15 protein-coding genes are annotated in these 17,055 nt (G+C 51.8%); 3 read left to right on the top strand and 12 right to left on the bottom strand.

Annotated features, from left to right (window positions below):
* Positions 1-151 precede the first annotated feature (151 nt).
* From ACU6TU_RS08080 to ACU6TU_RS08065, 4 genes are all read right to left on the bottom strand, one after another.
* Positions 152-457, bottom strand: coding sequence for a chaperone modulator CbpM (locus tag ACU6TU_RS08080; RefSeq protein WP_447144041.1), 306 nt, complete (start codon positions 455-457; stop codon positions 152-154).
* A 3-nt stretch (positions 458-460) separates the two neighbouring features.
* On the bottom strand, positions 461-1,411 hold the full coding sequence (locus tag ACU6TU_RS08075) for a DnaJ C-terminal domain-containing protein (RefSeq protein ID WP_447144040.1): 951 nt from the start codon (positions 1,409-1,411) through the stop codon (positions 461-463).
* 167 nt (positions 1,412-1,578) lie between these two features.
* Positions 1,579-1,794 (bottom strand): hypothetical protein, encoded by a 216-nt coding sequence (locus tag ACU6TU_RS08070; RefSeq protein WP_447144039.1) that lies wholly within the window; start codon positions 1,792-1,794, stop codon positions 1,579-1,581.
* 506 nt (positions 1,795-2,300) lie between these two features.
* Positions 2,301-3,014 (bottom strand): Crp/Fnr family transcriptional regulator, encoded by a 714-nt coding sequence (locus ACU6TU_RS08065; protein WP_447144038.1) that lies wholly within the window; start codon positions 3,012-3,014, stop codon positions 2,301-2,303.
* Positions 3,015-3,313: 299 nt separating this feature from the next.
* Here ACU6TU_RS08065 and ACU6TU_RS08060 point away from each other — a divergent pair, with 299 nt between their 5' ends.
* Positions 3,314-3,517 (top strand): CsbD family protein, encoded by a 204-nt coding sequence (locus ACU6TU_RS08060; protein WP_447144037.1) that lies wholly within the window; start codon positions 3,314-3,316, stop codon positions 3,515-3,517.
* A 77-nt stretch (positions 3,518-3,594) separates the two neighbouring features.
* On the opposite strand, the gene ACU6TU_RS08055 is transcribed toward ACU6TU_RS08060, so the two are convergent.
* The 3 genes from ACU6TU_RS08055 to ACU6TU_RS08045 all read right to left on the bottom strand — a co-directional run bounded on the left by ACU6TU_RS08055 (position 3,595) and on the right by ACU6TU_RS08045 (position 7,306).
* A complete protein-coding gene (locus ACU6TU_RS08055) occupies positions 3,595-4,035 on the bottom strand; it encodes a Crp/Fnr family transcriptional regulator (protein WP_447144036.1) in 441 nt (146 codons plus the stop codon).
* Positions 4,025-4,324 (bottom strand): hypothetical protein, encoded by a 300-nt coding sequence (locus ACU6TU_RS08050; protein WP_447144035.1) that lies wholly within the window; start codon positions 4,322-4,324, stop codon positions 4,025-4,027. The genes ACU6TU_RS08055 and ACU6TU_RS08050 overlap by 11 nt, the downstream gene beginning before the upstream one ends.
* Positions 4,325-4,747: 423 nt before the next feature.
* On the bottom strand, positions 4,748-7,306 hold the full coding sequence (locus tag ACU6TU_RS08045; RefSeq protein ID WP_447144034.1) for a bifunctional diguanylate cyclase/phosphodiesterase: 2,559 nt from the start codon (positions 7,304-7,306) through the stop codon (positions 4,748-4,750).
* Between the two features lie 934 nt (positions 7,307-8,240).
* Between ACU6TU_RS08045 and ACU6TU_RS08040 the strand changes: the two genes are divergently transcribed.
* Both ACU6TU_RS08040 and ACU6TU_RS08035 read left to right on the top strand, forming a co-directional pair.
* Entirely contained in the window at positions 8,241-8,384 is a 144-nt protein-coding gene (locus tag ACU6TU_RS08040; protein ID WP_447144033.1) for a DUF3096 domain-containing protein, read from the top strand.
* Positions 8,385-8,587: 203 nt separating this feature from the next.
* A complete protein-coding gene (locus ACU6TU_RS08035) occupies positions 8,588-9,391 on the top strand; it encodes an SDR family NAD(P)-dependent oxidoreductase (protein ID WP_447144032.1) in 804 nt (267 codons plus the stop codon).
* 25 nt (positions 9,392-9,416) lie between these two features.
* Here ACU6TU_RS08035 and ACU6TU_RS08030 read toward each other — a convergent pair whose 3' ends face one another.
* From ACU6TU_RS08030 to ACU6TU_RS08010, 5 genes are all read right to left on the bottom strand, one after another.
* On the bottom strand, positions 9,417-9,890 hold the full coding sequence (locus ACU6TU_RS08030; protein ID WP_447144031.1) for a TspO/MBR family protein: 474 nt from the start codon (positions 9,888-9,890) through the stop codon (positions 9,417-9,419).
* Positions 9,891-9,947: 57 nt separating this feature from the next.
* Positions 9,948-11,198: a sensor domain-containing diguanylate cyclase gene (locus ACU6TU_RS08025; protein ID WP_447144030.1), complete on the bottom strand. Its 1,251-nt coding sequence runs from the start codon at positions 11,196-11,198 to the stop codon at positions 9,948-9,950.
* A 145-nt stretch (positions 11,199-11,343) separates the two neighbouring features.
* Positions 11,344-12,159, bottom strand: a complete 816-nt coding sequence (locus ACU6TU_RS08020) for an EAL domain-containing protein (RefSeq protein ID WP_447144029.1) — start codon at positions 12,157-12,159, stop codon at positions 11,344-11,346.
* Between the two features lie 691 nt (positions 12,160-12,850).
* Positions 12,851-15,889, bottom strand: coding sequence for an efflux RND transporter permease subunit (locus ACU6TU_RS08015; RefSeq protein WP_447144028.1), 3,039 nt, complete (start codon positions 15,887-15,889; stop codon positions 12,851-12,853).
* Positions 15,886-16,947 carry an efflux RND transporter periplasmic adaptor subunit gene (locus tag ACU6TU_RS08010; protein WP_447144027.1) on the bottom strand — a complete coding sequence of 354 codons (1,062 nt, stop codon included), beginning with the start codon at positions 16,945-16,947 and terminating at the stop codon, positions 15,886-15,888. Before ACU6TU_RS08010 ends, ACU6TU_RS08015 begins: the two co-directional genes overlap by 4 nt.
* Between the last annotated feature and the right edge of the window lie 108 nt (positions 16,948-17,055).

Genomic DNA, 17,055 nt, shown 5'->3' with positions numbered 1-17,055 from the left:
ATAGAATCAGGCGCTTCACATTATAAGGCCCGGGGCGTAAACGCTTTTACTGCCACTGGGGTACTGGCCCGCACATTGGCGATGCTCTCACTGATCGACAACAACCTCGTTGTCTGCCTTAAAACTGTATCGCTATTGAAGGCTTGACATTTCAAAGCCCAGCAGCACGCAGTCGTTCCTTAAGGCGTTGGTTTTCCTCGATCAGATCAGTCGCCAATGCGGCAAGTTCGGGCGCGGCCTCAAAATCGCGTTCCAACTGGCACATCCGTCGAGCACGGGTCAGGTCATGACTGGTGAAACGCCAGCTCGCCACATAGGGTGAACCGTCAGCCAGTAGGCCACTCTCAATGCGCTCAATCACCCAGTCGGTTTCCACTAAGCAGGCACGCGCCAACTCATCGAGGGTCAAGGTTGCCTCATCGACCAGATCACTACTGGTAATAGCCCGCTGTACCATGACCTAACCTCCCTTTCGTTGGCGCGGATCGAAAGCCAGTTCTCGCGCCATGGTTTCGTACAGTTCCCGTGCCTTATCGCTATCGGCCGGGGGCAGCACTACTTCTAATTCCACATATAAATCGCCCGGTTCAGGCCCGGGAATGCCGCGGCCCTTTAAGCGCAATCGACGACCGGATTGAGAGCCCGCAGGCACCTTCACCTTCACAATTCCAGACGGAATGGGGGTCTCAATGCTGGCACCTAAAGCAGCTTCCCAGGGCGTAACCGGCAACGTTTGGTGAACATCCCGGCCTTCAACCCGATAACGTGAGTTGGGGGTAAAGTGGATTTCAAGAAATAAATCACCCGCTGGCCCACCGCCGATACCAGGGCTGCCCTGCCCCGAGAGCCTTATATGCTGACCCGCTTTCACTCCCTTGGGTATCCTCACGTTAAGCGTATGTTCTTTAGAACTGACGCGACCCTGAGCATCGGCCTGAGGCGCTAACAACGTGATCGAACGGGTGGCGCCGAGATAGGCATCCTTGAGATCAATAACCACTTTGGCGTGACGATCTTCACCGCGCATCTTATAGCCGCGCCCACCGTCTCCCCTTCCTCTTTGCCGACTGCCTTGGCCGAAGAGGTTGGCAAAGAAGTCGCTGAACTCACCGAGGTCAGCTTCCTCGAAGCCACGCCCGCTGAACTCAAAGCCTGAATCCCAATCGGGGGGCGGCTGGAAATCCTGGCCAGAATGATACTGCTGAGCAAGTTGGTCGTAGGCAAGACGCTTCTCAGGATCAGACAGCACAGCCTTGGCTTCATTAATTTCCTGCATGCGCTGCTCGGCATCCGGCTCTTTGCTGACATCGGGGTGATACTTGCGTGCCAGCTTGCGGTAGGCTTTTTTAATCTCCTCGGCCGTTGCGGTTTTCTCCACACCGAGCACTTGATAATAATCCTTGAATTCCACGTTAAGAGCCTCCGGTCGTCGGAATGGACTCCAGGCATTGATCCGCCAAGTATCCCGAGTAATTAAGCTGCTGATGATTCAAGGGTAGTCGACGACTTCCTTGAACGCCTATGCGTGCTGAAGATTAGAGTGAGAAATCAAGAGTAACGCAGCACGTCCGACCAGGTTCACCTGAGGTCGATTCCTTCGACCAGCCTGGTTTTGCTCGGCTTGCGTCGCCAGAATGCCTTCATCTCACCTTGAGCAGAACCCGGGGTCAGCGCCACCATACATAATGCCACACCTACCGAGGTTAGAAAGATTTGCGCGCCGGTCGAATCCTTGGCACTGATAGCCAGGAAAAACGCTATTGCTCCAAGAACCAGAACAAAGATGGTTTTCATAAAAACTTTACTCGCAGAGGGGAATGTTTAATAACGGGTCTTCAAGGCTTTGAAGAAAAAATTTAGCGAAGTCACTCATACCGGATGTTTTGCTCGACCCTCTACTTTTAAATACCATGCGCATCACTTCTATTACGGTTCCAATCAGCAGTTCTCGCCATGAGTCATGAAAGCTGATGAAACATAATATCGACATCTGTCTATCAGAGCTTACTCAGTTACGGCTTAAGTACTAGTAAACTCCCTAAAGCCAGGATCGAAGCTCGAATATTGTTCAGCAAGCGGGGGCCACCAAGAAAGAAGGGCGCTACGTTCCCTGCAGCAAAATAAGTGCAACCTCCTGTATTGACGAATCCTTCGCCGCACTAAAAAGATAGTAGAGGATAAATAGTCATCTAGCTGTGCGTTAGCGAACACGGGCGATGAAAAATACATACCGTCAACGCTTCAGTTGCCTGCCATTAGAAAGCATCGCAGTGACGGTGGGGAGTTAGCTGAGTGCCCATTTAGGCTATCGGCAATATCTTGGCATAGAGCGCACAATCCAAACTGTAGCACCCACAGGCCGCCTCGATCAGGCCTGACCGGTCAAGCACGGTGATTTCACCACGTTGATAGCGAATTATCCCACGCGTTTGCAGTGATATTGCGGCTAGCGTAATCCCTGCCCGCCTGACCCCGAGCATCATGGCCAGAAATTCATGGGTTAGTTGTAACTGATCACCGCCAGCGCGGTCCTGAGTCATCAGCAGCCAGCGGGCAAGTCGCGCTTCAATTCGATGGAAGTGATTACAAGCTACTGACCGAGCCAGTTGCCCCATCATGACGTAAATGTATTGCTTTAGCCGCTGATACAATACCGGGCATTTCAATAGCAACATTTGAAAACTAACCGCATTGAGGCGGAATGCCGACCCTGCTCCCTGGACTAAAGCAAGCAGCGGTGATTCATCAATGCCCAACACCAGAGAGGTACCAAACATGCCCTCTCGCCCTGCCATCGCGACTTCTAGCTGTTCGTGGGGATCAAGGGTAGCAATCAGTGAGATGAAGCTGTCGATAGGAAAATAAACGTGAGTAACCGCCTCACTCGGCTTTAGCAGCACCTCACCAAACACAAGTTCAACAGTTTCACAGGCGGCTATAAAAGCGTCTTGTTCAACGGACGGTAGCCCTGCAAGCAGCCGATTGGCATCGGCAACGTGGAAAATAGATGTCATTTGCCTCTCCGGTTAGGAAAACCTGACAAGCGGCACAACGACAATAGCTGTCAATTTGGTGTCGCTGCAGAACTGTTGTTGATCGTCGTCGCATATTAACAGTGGTTAAATCAGGCGTCGGCACGCTAGCGTACATAGCGGCCTGATTCCTTCTTGGCTAATGATGTTTTGTGTTTGTTAACGCACAGACAGAGGCCTGGTTTAAACAGACGATGGTATGGGAGCAGAACGCAGTTCCACATGACGCGGGCTCCCGTGCGATTAATCCACTATCTGGCCGCAGGGTCAAAGGAGCGAAAATGAATAAGGACACGATCGAAGGCAACTGGAAAGAACTTAAGGGCAAAGTGAAAGAGCAATGGGGAAAGTTGACCGATGACCGCCTTGACGAGGTTGCCGGCAAGCGCGAACAGCTGGTAGGCGAGATTCAGCAAGCCTATGGCGTGACCAGAGATGAAGCTGATAAGCAGATCAAAGACTTCGAAGAAACCACCAAGCGCTGATATCTATTAGTGACTAACCACTACCTGCAGGATTTTGCAGGCAGTGGTTAATTGACGGAACCTTTACTTGATAAAACTTACGCGTTCAGGATAACGTCCTGGTGATTGAGCAAGCGGTCATACTCGCGTTTAACCACCGAGTAGCACTCGCAGACCCGCGCTTCCAGCCCCGGGCGGTTGGTCACTTTTATATGCCCTCGATTGTAAGAGATCAAACCAGCCTTCTGAAGTTTACCTGCTGACTCAGTGACGCCCTCGCGGCGAACGCCCAACATATTAGCAATTAACTCTTGCGTCATGACTAGTTCATCGTTTTGTAGTCGGTCAAGGCTCAGCAGCAGCCAGCGGCATAGCTGTTGATCGACGCTGTGATGGCGATTGCATACTGCTGTCTGCGCCATCTGTGTCAGTAAGGCTTGGGTATATCGAAGAAGTAGTCTCTGCATTGCACCGGCACGGTAGAATTCGTTTTTGAGCAACTGCCCCTTAAGGCGGTAAGCATGCCCTTCACTTTGCACAATCGCTCGGCTGGGTGTGGTTTCCCCCCCCCATGAACAGCGAGACGCCGACAACCCCTTCGTAGCCCACTACAGCAATTTCAGTCGAGGCACCATTCTCCATCACGCAAAGCAGCGAAACGATAGCGTCCACGGGAAAGTAGACATGGCTCATTTGCCGACCGGATTCGCTAAGTGATTGGCCTAATGTCAACGTTACTCTTTCAAGATGAGGCCGCAGACGCGCAAGATCACCTTCGGGTAGCAAGCCTAGCAACGCATTATTTTTAAAATCATGCGGTTCAAACATTTATTATTCCCGTTAACCTGATTTTTTACGCTGGCTTTGGCGAAGATTTATCAGTAGACGCTTTTTTAAGACCGCTCTGGTGAACGTCTATCACCAGCCTATAGATATGCTTATTTCTAGTATAGAGTGCCTGAAAGTAATCTCTGTACGCTATCGAACATAAGGCTACCTGGTAGGCTTGAGAGTTAAAAATTTTTAATGAAAATATCGCCGCTTGTGTATCGTCAAATCGTTCTGGAAGGGTAGTTGCCGCTGATGTGTATTCTGTCGCTCCCCATGTAGGTCGTGGGGGTTGCCTATTCAGGTGCCGCTGGATGGTCAGCATCATCAACTAGAGATAGTCATCCGTATGCGACCAGTGAACACACCTTCAACTGAACCGCGACTTTTTTGACAGTAGATGTCCACTGCTAATGGAGAGGATCACAAGACATCAGGCAGCTGTTTCAATTCGGCCAAAGGCATGGGCCGGGCAAACAGATACCCCTGCAGAATATCGCAGTGTCGGCGGGCAAGGTCGCCCTGCTGCTCCCGGGTTTCTATGCCTTCTGCAACCACGATCATGTCCATGTGGTGAGCCATGGTGATGACCCCTTGAACGATGGCAGCCATCCGGTGATCCGTTGCGACTTCCTGTACAAAGCTACGATCGAGCTTGACCTTGTGGGTGGGCAGGTCACGCAGATAGCTCAGGCTGGAAAAGCCGGTCCCGAAATCATCCAGTGCCACGCGAATGCCCATGGTATTCAGGGTTTTCATCAGCTCGATTACGGGCTCGGCCCCGTCGAGTAATACGCTCTCGGTCACCTCGAATTCCAGCAGGTGAGGCGAAATTCCGGTTTCTTCGAGTATCTGGCGAACATCATCAAGAAAGCTGTCGCGGATGAACTGCAGCGATGAAATGTTGACCGCCACCCGCAGCCCGCGCTCCCGATGCGCATTCAGGTCGACGATTTCTGTGCAGGCCTGCCTTAAAATCCAGAGGCCGAGGGGCACAATCTGGCCGGTCTGCTCTGCCAGGGGAATGAATTCGCCGGGCGAGACCATTCCCAGGCGTGGATGATGCCAACGAACCAGTGCTTCAACGCTGCGCATGCGTCCGGTGATGGCGTCCACCAGAGGCTGGTAATAGATTTCAAACTGATGTTCCTGTAACGCTGTGTGCAGGTCCTGTCGTAAAACAACGCTGTGGCGACTAACCTCAATTCTTTGCCCACTGTACCACTGCCAGGTGTTTCGGCCCTGGCGCTTGGCGCGATCCAAGGCAAGATCCGCAAATTGCCGCAGCTCGTGCGGGGCATTCAGCGGCGTCTCGTTACAAGCAATGCCGATACTAACGCTGATGTGAACTTTCTGATCGTCCACCTCAATTGGCTGTGCCAAGCCGGCCAGTAGTCGCTCAGCCAGTTGAATAACCTCGTCCCTTTCCGTGTAATCGGGCACCAGCAGGCTGAATTCATCGCCACTCAGCCGAGCCAGGGCTACATCAGGCCCAGCAAGATCTTTCAGGCGGTTCGCAACAATCTTGAGCACCTCGTCGCCTATAGGGTGACCCAGGCCATCGTTAATGGGCTTGAATCCGTCCAGATCGAGATGCATAGTCGCCAGCGCTCCCGCTCTGCCATTGGCTTTTAATGCATCAGACAGCACTTCCTGAAAGGCAGCCTGGTTGAGCAGGCCAGTAAGCAGATCATGGTTCAGCTGATAGGTAATCCGGGCTTCCTGCTGCTTTTGGCGGGTGATGTCCCGCTGAATACCAATGAAGTGAGTACATGTGCCTGCATCGTCGAGCACCGGGCTGATCCGCAGATGATTCCAGAAAGGCGTGCCGTCTCTGCGATAGTTCAGCAGCTCAACGTTGACCTCGGTTTGGCGATCAAGGCCATGCCTGATGGTTTCGATGGCTTCCGGAGCGGTACCTTCTCCCTGTAGAAAGGAGCAGTTGCGCCCGATAACGTCGTCGTGGGGGTAACCGGTTATTTCGGTGAATGCGGCGTTGGCATAAACCATCGGTAGGCTCGGGCAAAGGGCATCCACCATGACCACACCATGGGGGCTAGCTTCAATGCCTCGCTTGAGCTGTCGCAACTCCGCGTCTTTTTGTTTGTGATCGGAAATGTCCCTGCAAATACCGTAAACACCCACCACCTCGCCACGTATCATGACCGGGAAGGCGATGGTCTTTAAAAAGTAGGGCCTGCCGGTTGCATGGGTGCCCATCATTTCCTGGGTAATGGCTTCACCGTTTCGGGCCTGGTTTAACGCAGCCTGGGTTTGTACGCGGTCATCGGGTTCAATGAGGAAATCGAAGTGCCGTCCAATAATCTGGTCTGCCGGGTAGCCGGTGATGTCTTCCAGAGCCCTATTGCAGCTCTGGAAATGCCCTTCCAGATCAAAGGTGTACACGCCATCGGGATGGTGGGCGAACAGCGTTTGATACCACTCGGCAAGGGTTAAATGATTCTCTGCATCCCGGTGTCTGAGAATGGCCAGTGCCACCAGGGTAGTGCTCCGGGCCAGGTTTCGTTGAGCCTCGGCAGTAGGGTTGGCTGGCACGCGGTAATACGTGGCGAAGGTGCCCAGCAACTCTCCTCTGGCAGTCAGAATGGGCATGGACCAGCAGGCACGCAGCCTCTCGGCCTCAGCGAGATCATGGTACCCCTCCCAGCGCGAATCTTTCTGGATATTCTCAGTGATGACCAACTGCCTTGAGAAAGCCGCGGTGCCGCAGGTTCCCTGGCCGTCGCCGATGGGAAAGTCCTGCATAGACTCGGCATATCGATCCGAAAACCAGCGGCCTGGCATCAAGCTCAGAGTGTCAGTCTCTGGATTGAATCGCATGATTGACACCAGCGCCCCTGGCATCGTGTGACTGGCCCAGTCAGCGATGGCTTCCAGGATTTGTTCCAGCGGCTTTTGCTGGGCAATCAGTTCGTGGATGTTCTGCTGCGCTTCGAGCAGGGAATACTCAATGTCGCTCATAATGAAGCGCCCTTGAAGAGATAGAGTGATTCGACCAAACCATCTTACGCGCAATGTCGACGAAAATACGTTTTAGGCCAGGGGTGTGTTCTACCATTCGTTTTTGTTTTTTTACCTCTCTTGTATTCGCCAGACCGGCTTATCTGCCCGGCATCCTGTTGGTTTAAATCGAGAAGCGACTGACCTGCGAGATCAATCCCTCGAGTTTTGCCAGTTCACGCTGGATGCAGGCACACACTCGAGGACGTAAAGGACTGATCAGCGATGCCCTTGATTTACGTTATGTTAAAGGTAATCGACAATCTGCTGCTACCGCAGCAAGGAAATGAGCCAGTTTTAGGCCGGATTGTTATTCATCAGGGAAGGCTTTGACGGCCTTGGGTCCTTACTCTCTTACCTCCCTTGGGTAGATCAAAAGGCCCTAATGAATCAACATTGATCAAGTACTAGCGATGTTCGACCCTCATCAATTTCATAGGGCTTCTACCTGGTGCCAGAACTGACGGCGCATTTGTGACCACTCAAGTTTTAACCACTATAAACGACCGCACGCGCCCTTGGATGACAACACGGTTACCGTCATGGGCGCTACTATTGGTTGCCAGCACGGTCAGTGGCGATTAGCCACCTGGTGTGGAATATCAAACGGATGCATCGCTTGGCCTCAGGCTGAGGAGGACTTACCACCCCTTCACCGGCGGCAAAAAACTCGGCGCGGCTGATGATGGCTACCTTGAAAGCGCGGTTTCAAGTATGCTCAAAGCATGCTTCCGGTAGATTGAAATCATTACATTCTTCACCCAGTGTGATGAAAGAGATAAACCTGCTGCTAAAGTTCGATCCCGACAGAGTGCAGCATGGACGGCAACACAACGATGCAGTACTCACGTATTCATAACACTTATGCAGAAACAAGCATTCCGGAGCTGACCTTATGACACTTCAACTTGAACTTACACCTTTGATCAGCCTTGCTGCTGGCATTGGTATACTGGTATTTCCCAACCTGGTCAGATATATCCTCGCAGGCTATCTAATCATCGTTGGCATTCTGGGTTTGACGGGATTTTCCTTGTGAACTGAACGCCCCTGCCATAATCGCTGCAGAAAAGCTCGCACACAGCCGGATAATGCCTGCTTTCATCATGGATGTAAGCGACCAGACATTGCTGCCAGCCAGTCATCAGGGGACATGCTTCCAGCACTGAACCAAAACCTTGAGGAGCTGGCTGTCCTTGTCCGTCGGCAGCCCGCCTCCTGGATACAAGCAGGAGATAAAGCATGACAGAAATTACGTCGTCCTCTCTGCAGATCATCATCATCACCGGCGCCAGCAGCGGTATTGGTATGGCCACTGCTAAAAAGCTGGCCGAACAAGGCAAAAGTCTGGTATTACTCGCACGACGAAAGATACCGTTGGATACCTTAGCAACGGAACTTCGTGAGCAGCACCCTGAGGGGGTCTTTATAGCAGTTGCCGGAGACCTGGCCCATCATCAGGAGCGCGAGGCTGTGATGAACAGCCTACATTATATGCTCCGCAACCGACCCTGTCGGTTGGTTGGCTTTATCCACTGCGCGGGAATGGGAACACCCACCAATGATTTATGTCATTGGAACCCGGATGACCTCAACGCTGCGCTGGCGCTGAATGTAATCGCCCCACTGACATTAATTCAAACGCTGTTGCCTTATCTTGATGGGAATACTCCACCCTGTCGGTTCGTACTTGTCGGGGCGGGAATTGACCGTCGGGCGCAACCGGGTACGGGTACTTATGGCATCAGCAAGATGGCATTGCGTCGTTTGTTCGAACAGCTGATTCTCGACCTTACTCCGTATTCCGCCAGCGTTGCACTGTTCCAACCTGGAATGGTGGACACGCCCGGGCTGCGCCAGCACATTCGTGCCGCCCATTCACTTGCGCTACCTCATGCCGATTATCTTCAACAGCGCCTTGTGCAGGGTGACTACTTAACCGCTGAGGCTGCAGGAAGTGCACTGGCTATTTTACTTGACCAGGTGTCAATGGAGAAATTTAGCGGGCAGGAATGGCATGCGCGGCAACTACTACTAGACTATTAAGTCAAACCAGAGCCTGTTTGATATTTCATTCACGGCGGTTATTGAGTCGCAAAATAGCGGTATTAAGCCCTAACGCAACTGCCACCCAAAGCCAGTAAGGTACCATCAACCAGGCAGCCAATACGTTTACCTTGGCAAATAGCACAATAGTTAGCGTAATCAACCCCAGAAGCAGCACGATATCTGCCAGGGCGGCAACAATCTGCTTGCGCCCAAAAAATAGCCACGACCAGGCCGCATTGGCCAGTAATTGAATGCCATAAACTATCAGGCCCGCGGTACGTAATGGGGAGTCATCGCTCATGTAAATGCGCCATGCCGCAACGGCCATCAATAAGTAAAGAATCCCCCAGGCAATAGGAAACGCGATATCAGGGGGTGTCCAACCAGGTTTTTTCAGTTGACGATACCATCCATCAGGGCGAAAACGTGCTCCCGTGGAAGCCACTATACCGACGACCAGGAGTGATAATAATAGAGCGAATAGGGAATAAAGCATGGTTCACTTTTTTAAAGTTTAATCATCATAGTAACAAGGCAAGATGCGAAACAAACGTCAGCCCGTCATAACACGGTTCCTTCCCAGTCGCTTGGCTTCATAAAGTGCCCTGTCCACGTTTTTAACAATTTCTATCGCGGTTTCATTTCCTATTTCGACCACACCGAAACTGGCGGTTATATGCCCGACGGAAGAAAAAGACGTGCCGGCGATCAGCTGGCGTAACTTATCCGCGAGCTGGAAAGCTTGATTTTGTGTCGTTTCAGGTACCAACACCATAAACTCTTCGCCTCCCCAGCGAGCGCAAATATCAAGCTCACGCAGATTTTTGGAAAGAAGCCGGGCAAACTCAACCAGCACTTCGTCACCGACATTGTGGCCGTAGGTATCATTGATAGCTTTGAAGTGGTCAATATCAAGCATGACAAGTGACAGTGGGCGTGCATAACGATATCGACGTGTCATTTCTTTGCCCAGTTGACGGTCAAAGCTCATTCGGTTGGGCAAACCTGTCAGGTTATCCGTATTGGCTATTCGCTTAAGCGCTTTCTCCCTATCAATACGTTCCGTCACATCCTTGCCCACGGATACATAGCGAATAATCTGGTCCTGTGCATTTTTTACCGGTGTGATTGTCTGTTCAAGGTGTACCGTCTGGCCATCCGCAGTCTGATCAATAAACGTATCACTAAAAGGTCGGCCATGAGTGAGGGTGTCCCACATATGAGTGTAAAAACGAGGGGTATGCTGGCCGGATTTCAGAATACGCGGGGTTTGTCCCATCACATCGTTTCGATGGTGGCCCGAATGCTGTTCAAAGGCAGGATTTACATATTCAATATGGCCTTTGACGTCCGTCATAATGACAAGGTCAGATGAGAGTTCTAGCGCACTCGACAGAATCTGTATGGTTTCCTGATCATGGAAAGCGCGCGTGAGATCACGCTGAACAGAAATAAAATGGGTAATCTCGCCCGTGGCACTCCGGACCGGTGAGATACTCCACTCGACAGTATAAGCGCGTCCATCCTTGCAGTAATTAGTGGTTACCGCTTCAAAATGCTCGCCGGCGGCCAGCGCCTGCCGTAGACATGTCAGCATTGACCGGTCTGTTTTTTCTCCCTGCAGTAATCGAGGCGTTTTGCCAATGAGTTCTTCGCGGGTGTAGCCAGTCATCTGCGTCATGGCATGATTGACATAAACAATAGTCGGTCCTGGCAAATCAAGCTGTGCGGTCGTAATCAAGACGGCATTGAATGACTGCTCTACGGCTGCCTCAAGCAGCTGCTGATAGATAACATCTTCCATTGATATGCCTTTCAATTCAAAAGTGGCGAAAACGTATCGTGATTACGATATGAACCGTTATAAATGTCGCGGTTATAACGTATGCAGTCAACACGACAGGAAAAGTTAACAACAGCGGCCTGTATGGTGCCCGTTTCTTTACAAATCAATACATCTCAGGGCAATCCGTTAAAGGTTGACGGGTAGCAGGCGCTTGATGAACGGCGTCAAATGCCTCTTTAAGGTCAGTGACAATGTGTTCAAAGGCAGGCCTTGCATAGAAAAAACCTTGCTGCAAGTGGATGCCAGCGTCCATCAGCCAGCGCGCTTCAGTCACGGTTTCTACACCTTCAGCAACCAGCTCCATATCAAGGCAACGCCCTAAGTTAATCAGCGCGATTAAAAGCGATTGACGCCGGAGATCCTGGTCACAGTTCATGACCAGTTCGCGATCAATCTTGAGTTTGTTAGGCGATAACGTAGTCAGTAGGTCCAAATTGGCATAGCCGCTGCCAAAATCGTCCAACGCGACCGTAAAGCCCATTTCTTTATAGGCATCAACAATATTCTTGATGTGTTGGCGGTCACGCACCTTCTCTGTTTCCGTGATCTCAAAGATCAGTTGATCCATTGGCCAACCGACACGCTGAGAAACCTCAAGGGTTGCCTGAATACAGGCTTCAGGCTCATAAACAGCATTGGGTAGAAAATTGATGGATAAGGGCCTATCCATCCCCAATTGACTGGCGAGTTCAATCGCTTTGACACGACATGCCTGATCGAAGCGATAAAGCAATTTGTCAGTTACCTGGCTAAGAATAAAAAAGGCAGATTCATTATTCATGCCCCGTACCAGTGCTTCATAGGCATAGATGTCTCGCTGGACAACGTCGACGATCGGCTGAAAAGCCATGGAAAACTCGAACGGTGTACCACCACTGCAATGCGAGCACTGCTCATCAGTACCGTCGCAATTTTTCATGATTTATTCCTTATTCGATTACCCAACAGCGTTGTCTTGATAATGCCGGTTCATGCTCTCTACACACAACAAAAAACAGGGTACGAGTTGACCATCATCAGACTGTAAAATACTAGGGTCTGTTGACGTTTCATCACGAACCGCGTTGCTGCATCAAAATGTGTCAGACAAGGCGCGGAACGCCGTTAAGGGTGGTTCCCTTCTCAAGTTTAGCAACGCAGTATGGCGCATTTTGAAGCGCAACCCGAAGGGCTGGGTCAGTTTTTATCCGCTCCGGCGTTAGTCGTCGTTCATTTGGAGTTACCAAACGTCTCTCCTCCTGCCTTGCCCCGAATAAAAACTGACACCAGCGCGGCCGTGAATGAAACGTCAACAGACCCTAGCTTTACCAGTCTATGAAACAGGGATACGACGACGGAAAATGGTTGTAGTCGATGGATAAAAAGTATTGAAGTAATGTCCTACTATTTAATCATTATATCATGGCAGGCAAGGCGCATTTTAAAATCGAGCAAGCCCGCCAGGTGCGGGCTTATTTAGGAGTTATTAATTTTAAAAAATTAGTGGTGTTTTTTGGCTTACTGATACAAGGAATCAACACAGCATGTAGCTTCGTATAAAACTTAATCATTAATTTCTTAACTATTTTCTTTGCATAAACTTGCCTTTTATATCAATGGGAATCCGCATTTCAGGGAGCAATACGGTACCAAAGTGCATAGAGCGCAGGAACAAATAACAAGGTGATCAAGGTACCAATCGCCACGCCGCCGATCAGCACATAAGCCAGCGGCCCCCAGAAACTATCCAGGGTAAGGGGAATAAACGCCAGCATGGCTGCCACCGCTGTGACCACAACCGGTCGAGCCCGCTTTACAGCCGCTTCAACAACAGCATCACGCATTGCCATTTTTTCCTTGATGTTGTCTGCCACTTGTTGAGTCAAAATCAAGGTATTACGCATCAGTATTCCAGCAAGGCCGATGAGCCCTAGCGTCGATACAAAACCAAAAGGCTGATTGAATAGCAGTAACGCAGCTACCGCCCCGATAAGACCCAAGGGTGCGGTGGCTACCACGATGAAGGTGCCCGCAAAAGAGCGCATCTGAAGCATAATAAATATCAGCATTAGCACCACCATCAGCGGCTGTAGCGCCTGAATGGAAGCCTGAGCCTTGGATGACTGTTCGACTGAGCCACCAATTTGCAGCTGATAATCGACAGGCAATTGTTGTCGCACTTCATCTAATGCCGACCAGACCTCTTGGGTGACGTCATTAGGTTGGGCTCCCTCGATATCAGCATTCACGGCCAAAAACCGATTGCGGTCGATACGTTTGACCACGGGTTCTTCAAAGATAGTGTTCAGTTCACCCAACTGAGTAAGAGGTATTTGCCGCCCTTCGTTATTGACGACCTCCAGACTGCGCAGATCGGCAATATCCTTTGTTGCTCCACGCCCGACAGCAGGCACTAGACGAATGCCGTCACGTAACTCAGTGATAGCCATCCCATCCAATTGAAATTGCAACTGACGTGCTACCTCATCGGGAGTCAATCCCATCAACTGTAGCCGATGATGATCAAGCGCAAGGTCCAGCCTCGGCACCCGTTCATCCCATTCAAGGTGTGAATTACGCGTAGCCTTGTGCGCTTCAATGACTTCGTAAACATCATGGCCGATGTCACGCAGAAGTTCTGGGTCCTCGCCCAGCACCCGAATGCTCACTGGCCAGTCGACAGGAGGACCGTAGAGCAGCCGTTCTACGCGCACGCGCGCTTCAGGGAAGGCGCCTTTCGCAATGTGTTCGTTGAGCCTTTCAATCAATTGTTCACGCGCCTCAACGCCTTCTGTCACAGCGATCAGCCTGGCAAACGCCGGGTTGGGCTGTTCAGGGTTGGCCGAAATAAAGAATCGTGGTGCCCCCGCCCCCACATAGGAAGAAAGCGATGCGACGCCTTCTTCCTCGCCAATCAAGGCTTCGAGCCTGCGTGTTGTCGCGTCGGTTGCGCCAATAGCGGTACCTTGAGGATGATAAACGCTGACCAACACCTCGGTGCGGTCTGAGCTGGGGAAAAATTGTTTTTCTACTGGCCCGGCCATACCGGCAATGGCGACGACGAGCAATACCAGAGTCACCCCCACGACGCTCTTTCGAAACCGCACACAGGTACTAATCACACCTCGCAGATAACGATAACCGCGCGACTGGTAGGCCTCCTCATGACCAGCATCGGCGACTTTCTGCTCTGACAGCAGCTTAACGCCTAAATAGGGCGTAAATACAACCGCCACAATCCACGAAAGCAGCAAGGCAATGCACAGCACCCAGAAGATATTACCGGCATATTCGCCCACCGCTGATTTCGCAAAGCCTATCGGCACGAAACCGGCGATCGTCACCAGGGTGCCAAACAACATGGGAGCGGCAGTGACATTCCAGGCATGTGAAGCCGCGTCGATCCGCCCCCACCCTTCTTCCATTTTCACAATCATCATTTCGATGGCAATAATGGCATCGTCGACCAGTAATCCTAAAGCAATGATCAAGGCGCCAAGGGTAATGCGATCCAGATTGATGCCCATTACCAGCATCACAACGAAGGTCAACGCCAGCGTGACAGGGATGGCTATCCCCACCACAATACCGGCACGCAGCCCCACCGCCAGCATGGTTACCAACATCACGACAACGACCGCCACCAGAAATTTAACCTGGAAAAGATTCACTGCCCCAGCAATAGCATTGGCCTGATTGGTCATCACCTCAAGCGACATCCCCAGTGGCAATCGCTCTCGTTCTTGCTGCCAAAAGGCGTCCAGGCGATCACCGAAGGCAAGGCCGTTGACACCGTTCTTCATCACCACACCAAGCAATAATGCCTCTTCACCAAAGGCACGCACCTGGTAACTGGGCGGGTCCTCATAACCGCGAGAGATTTCGGCGATGTCACCCAAACGGATCAGTCGCTCACCAATACGAATGGGTACCTCGGAAAGTGAATCCGGGTCTGACAGGTCATGATTAAGCCGTAGATACACTCGCGGGCCATCGGTATCAACACGACCCGCAGGCAGCAGACGGTTATGCGCATCGATGGCAGCGAAAACCGCCTGAGGGGAAATTCCCAGGCTTTGTAACCTGGCCAAATCAAAATCAACATGCATGCGTTCCTGGCGCTCGCCCAGCACCTGGGCCTTATTGGCGCCCTCAACGCGCTGAAGACGATCGCGAATTTCCTCTGCTTCACGCACCAGCTCGCGCATCGGCATTTCTGGTGCACTCAAGGCAACCAGAGAGAAATAGACGTCGCCGAAGTCCTCATTGATAAACGGACCCATGACGCCATCGGGAAGATCGGGCGCTGCATCCTGCATCCGGCGGCGCACCTGGTAGAAACGCGCGGACATTTCCTCACCAGGCGTATAATCCTCAAACTCCACTTTCATATCCGCCCGACCGGGGCGAATGGTCGTTTCAATTCGGTAGAGGTCGTCAACTTCCTGGATACGTTTCTCCAACGGATCCACCACGCTCTGCTGAATTTCTTGTGGCGTTGCACCCGGCCATGCCGCCGAGACCATCATCACCCGTACGGTAAAATCCGGGTCTTCTGCACGCCCCAGGGAAGCAAACGCATAAAGTCCCGCTACCAGTGAAATTACCAAAAAGAACAATGTAACGGCCCGCTCACGAACTGCCAGAGCAGAGAAATTGGGAAAGCTCACGGCGCGTCCTCCTCACTTAAAGGACGAACCGCCATACCCGGCTTGAGCAGGTGAGTTCCAAGACTGATAACGCTTTGCCCCTCCACGAGGGCTTCACCGCTGACCCAGACATGCTCGCGCGTCATCCGCTCCGGAACAATCGACATCGGCTGAGCCTTGCCATCCACGATTTGCCATAGCTGAGGGCCATCACCACGCTCATCCAGCGCGGCTACTGGCACATAAAAAGACGCCGTCGATTTTTTTTCATCGAGCATGAAATGCGCATTTACCACGTCGCCCAAACCACGCTCTTCCAGGGGTTCTTCCAACCGGTAACGCGCTCGCAAGGTACGACTGGCGGGATCAACCGCACCCGCCACTTCACGGCGAGTCAGTTCAATACGCCGCTCATCTACCAACAGGTTGCCCGTCTCCGGCGGTGGCACATTAGCAGGAAAGTTGACTTCCACCTCTCGGGGCCCTTCATGTGCCAGATTCGCCACCGCCTGACTGGCACCGACAACCTGCCCCGGTTCACCGCTTACCGCAATCAGCATGCCGTCCGCTTCGGCGCGCAAGGTTGCATAATCGAGAGCATTACGCCTCTCGGCCATCCGGGCATTAGCGGCGTCTCGGCGCGTTCTCGCTTCGCGTACCATTAGCTCAGCGCGTTCAAACGCCTGGCGACTCACGTAGTTTTTTTCCAGCAATTGCCGATCACGTGACAAATCCGCTTCAGCCACCGCCAGCGATGCCTGAGCTGCAGCCAGTTCAGAGCGAGCGGCGGCCAGTGCTTCTTCCAGATCACTGGGATCCAGAGTGAACAGAATATCTCCTTGACGCACCACCTGCCCGGCATCAACGTAACGTTTGGTAATTTGACCGCTGATTCTGAATGCCTGAGATGTCTCGTAACGCGCACGCAAAATACCCGTTAACGATATCGATGGACCCGAGTCAGCCAAAACCGCCGTCGTTTTAACCCAGCGAGGATCTGCGTCCGTCGATGTTTGTGGTACCTGTTCTTGACAGCCACCCAACAATAGCATTAGCAGGAACAGAACAAGGTATTGCATCAAACTTCCTTAGCAGTGACGGTGACTCTCGCACCAGGAGGACAAGAAGGTACAGCTTTTATAGGGGTATATCAGTAGATATAATGATAACCATATATTAAAAAATTA

The sequence above is a fragment of the Halomonas sp. LS-001 genome (assembly GCF_052983955.1).
Note: the sequence above shows the minus strand (reverse complement) of the source record. Positions and strands in the feature narration are given on the sequence as shown.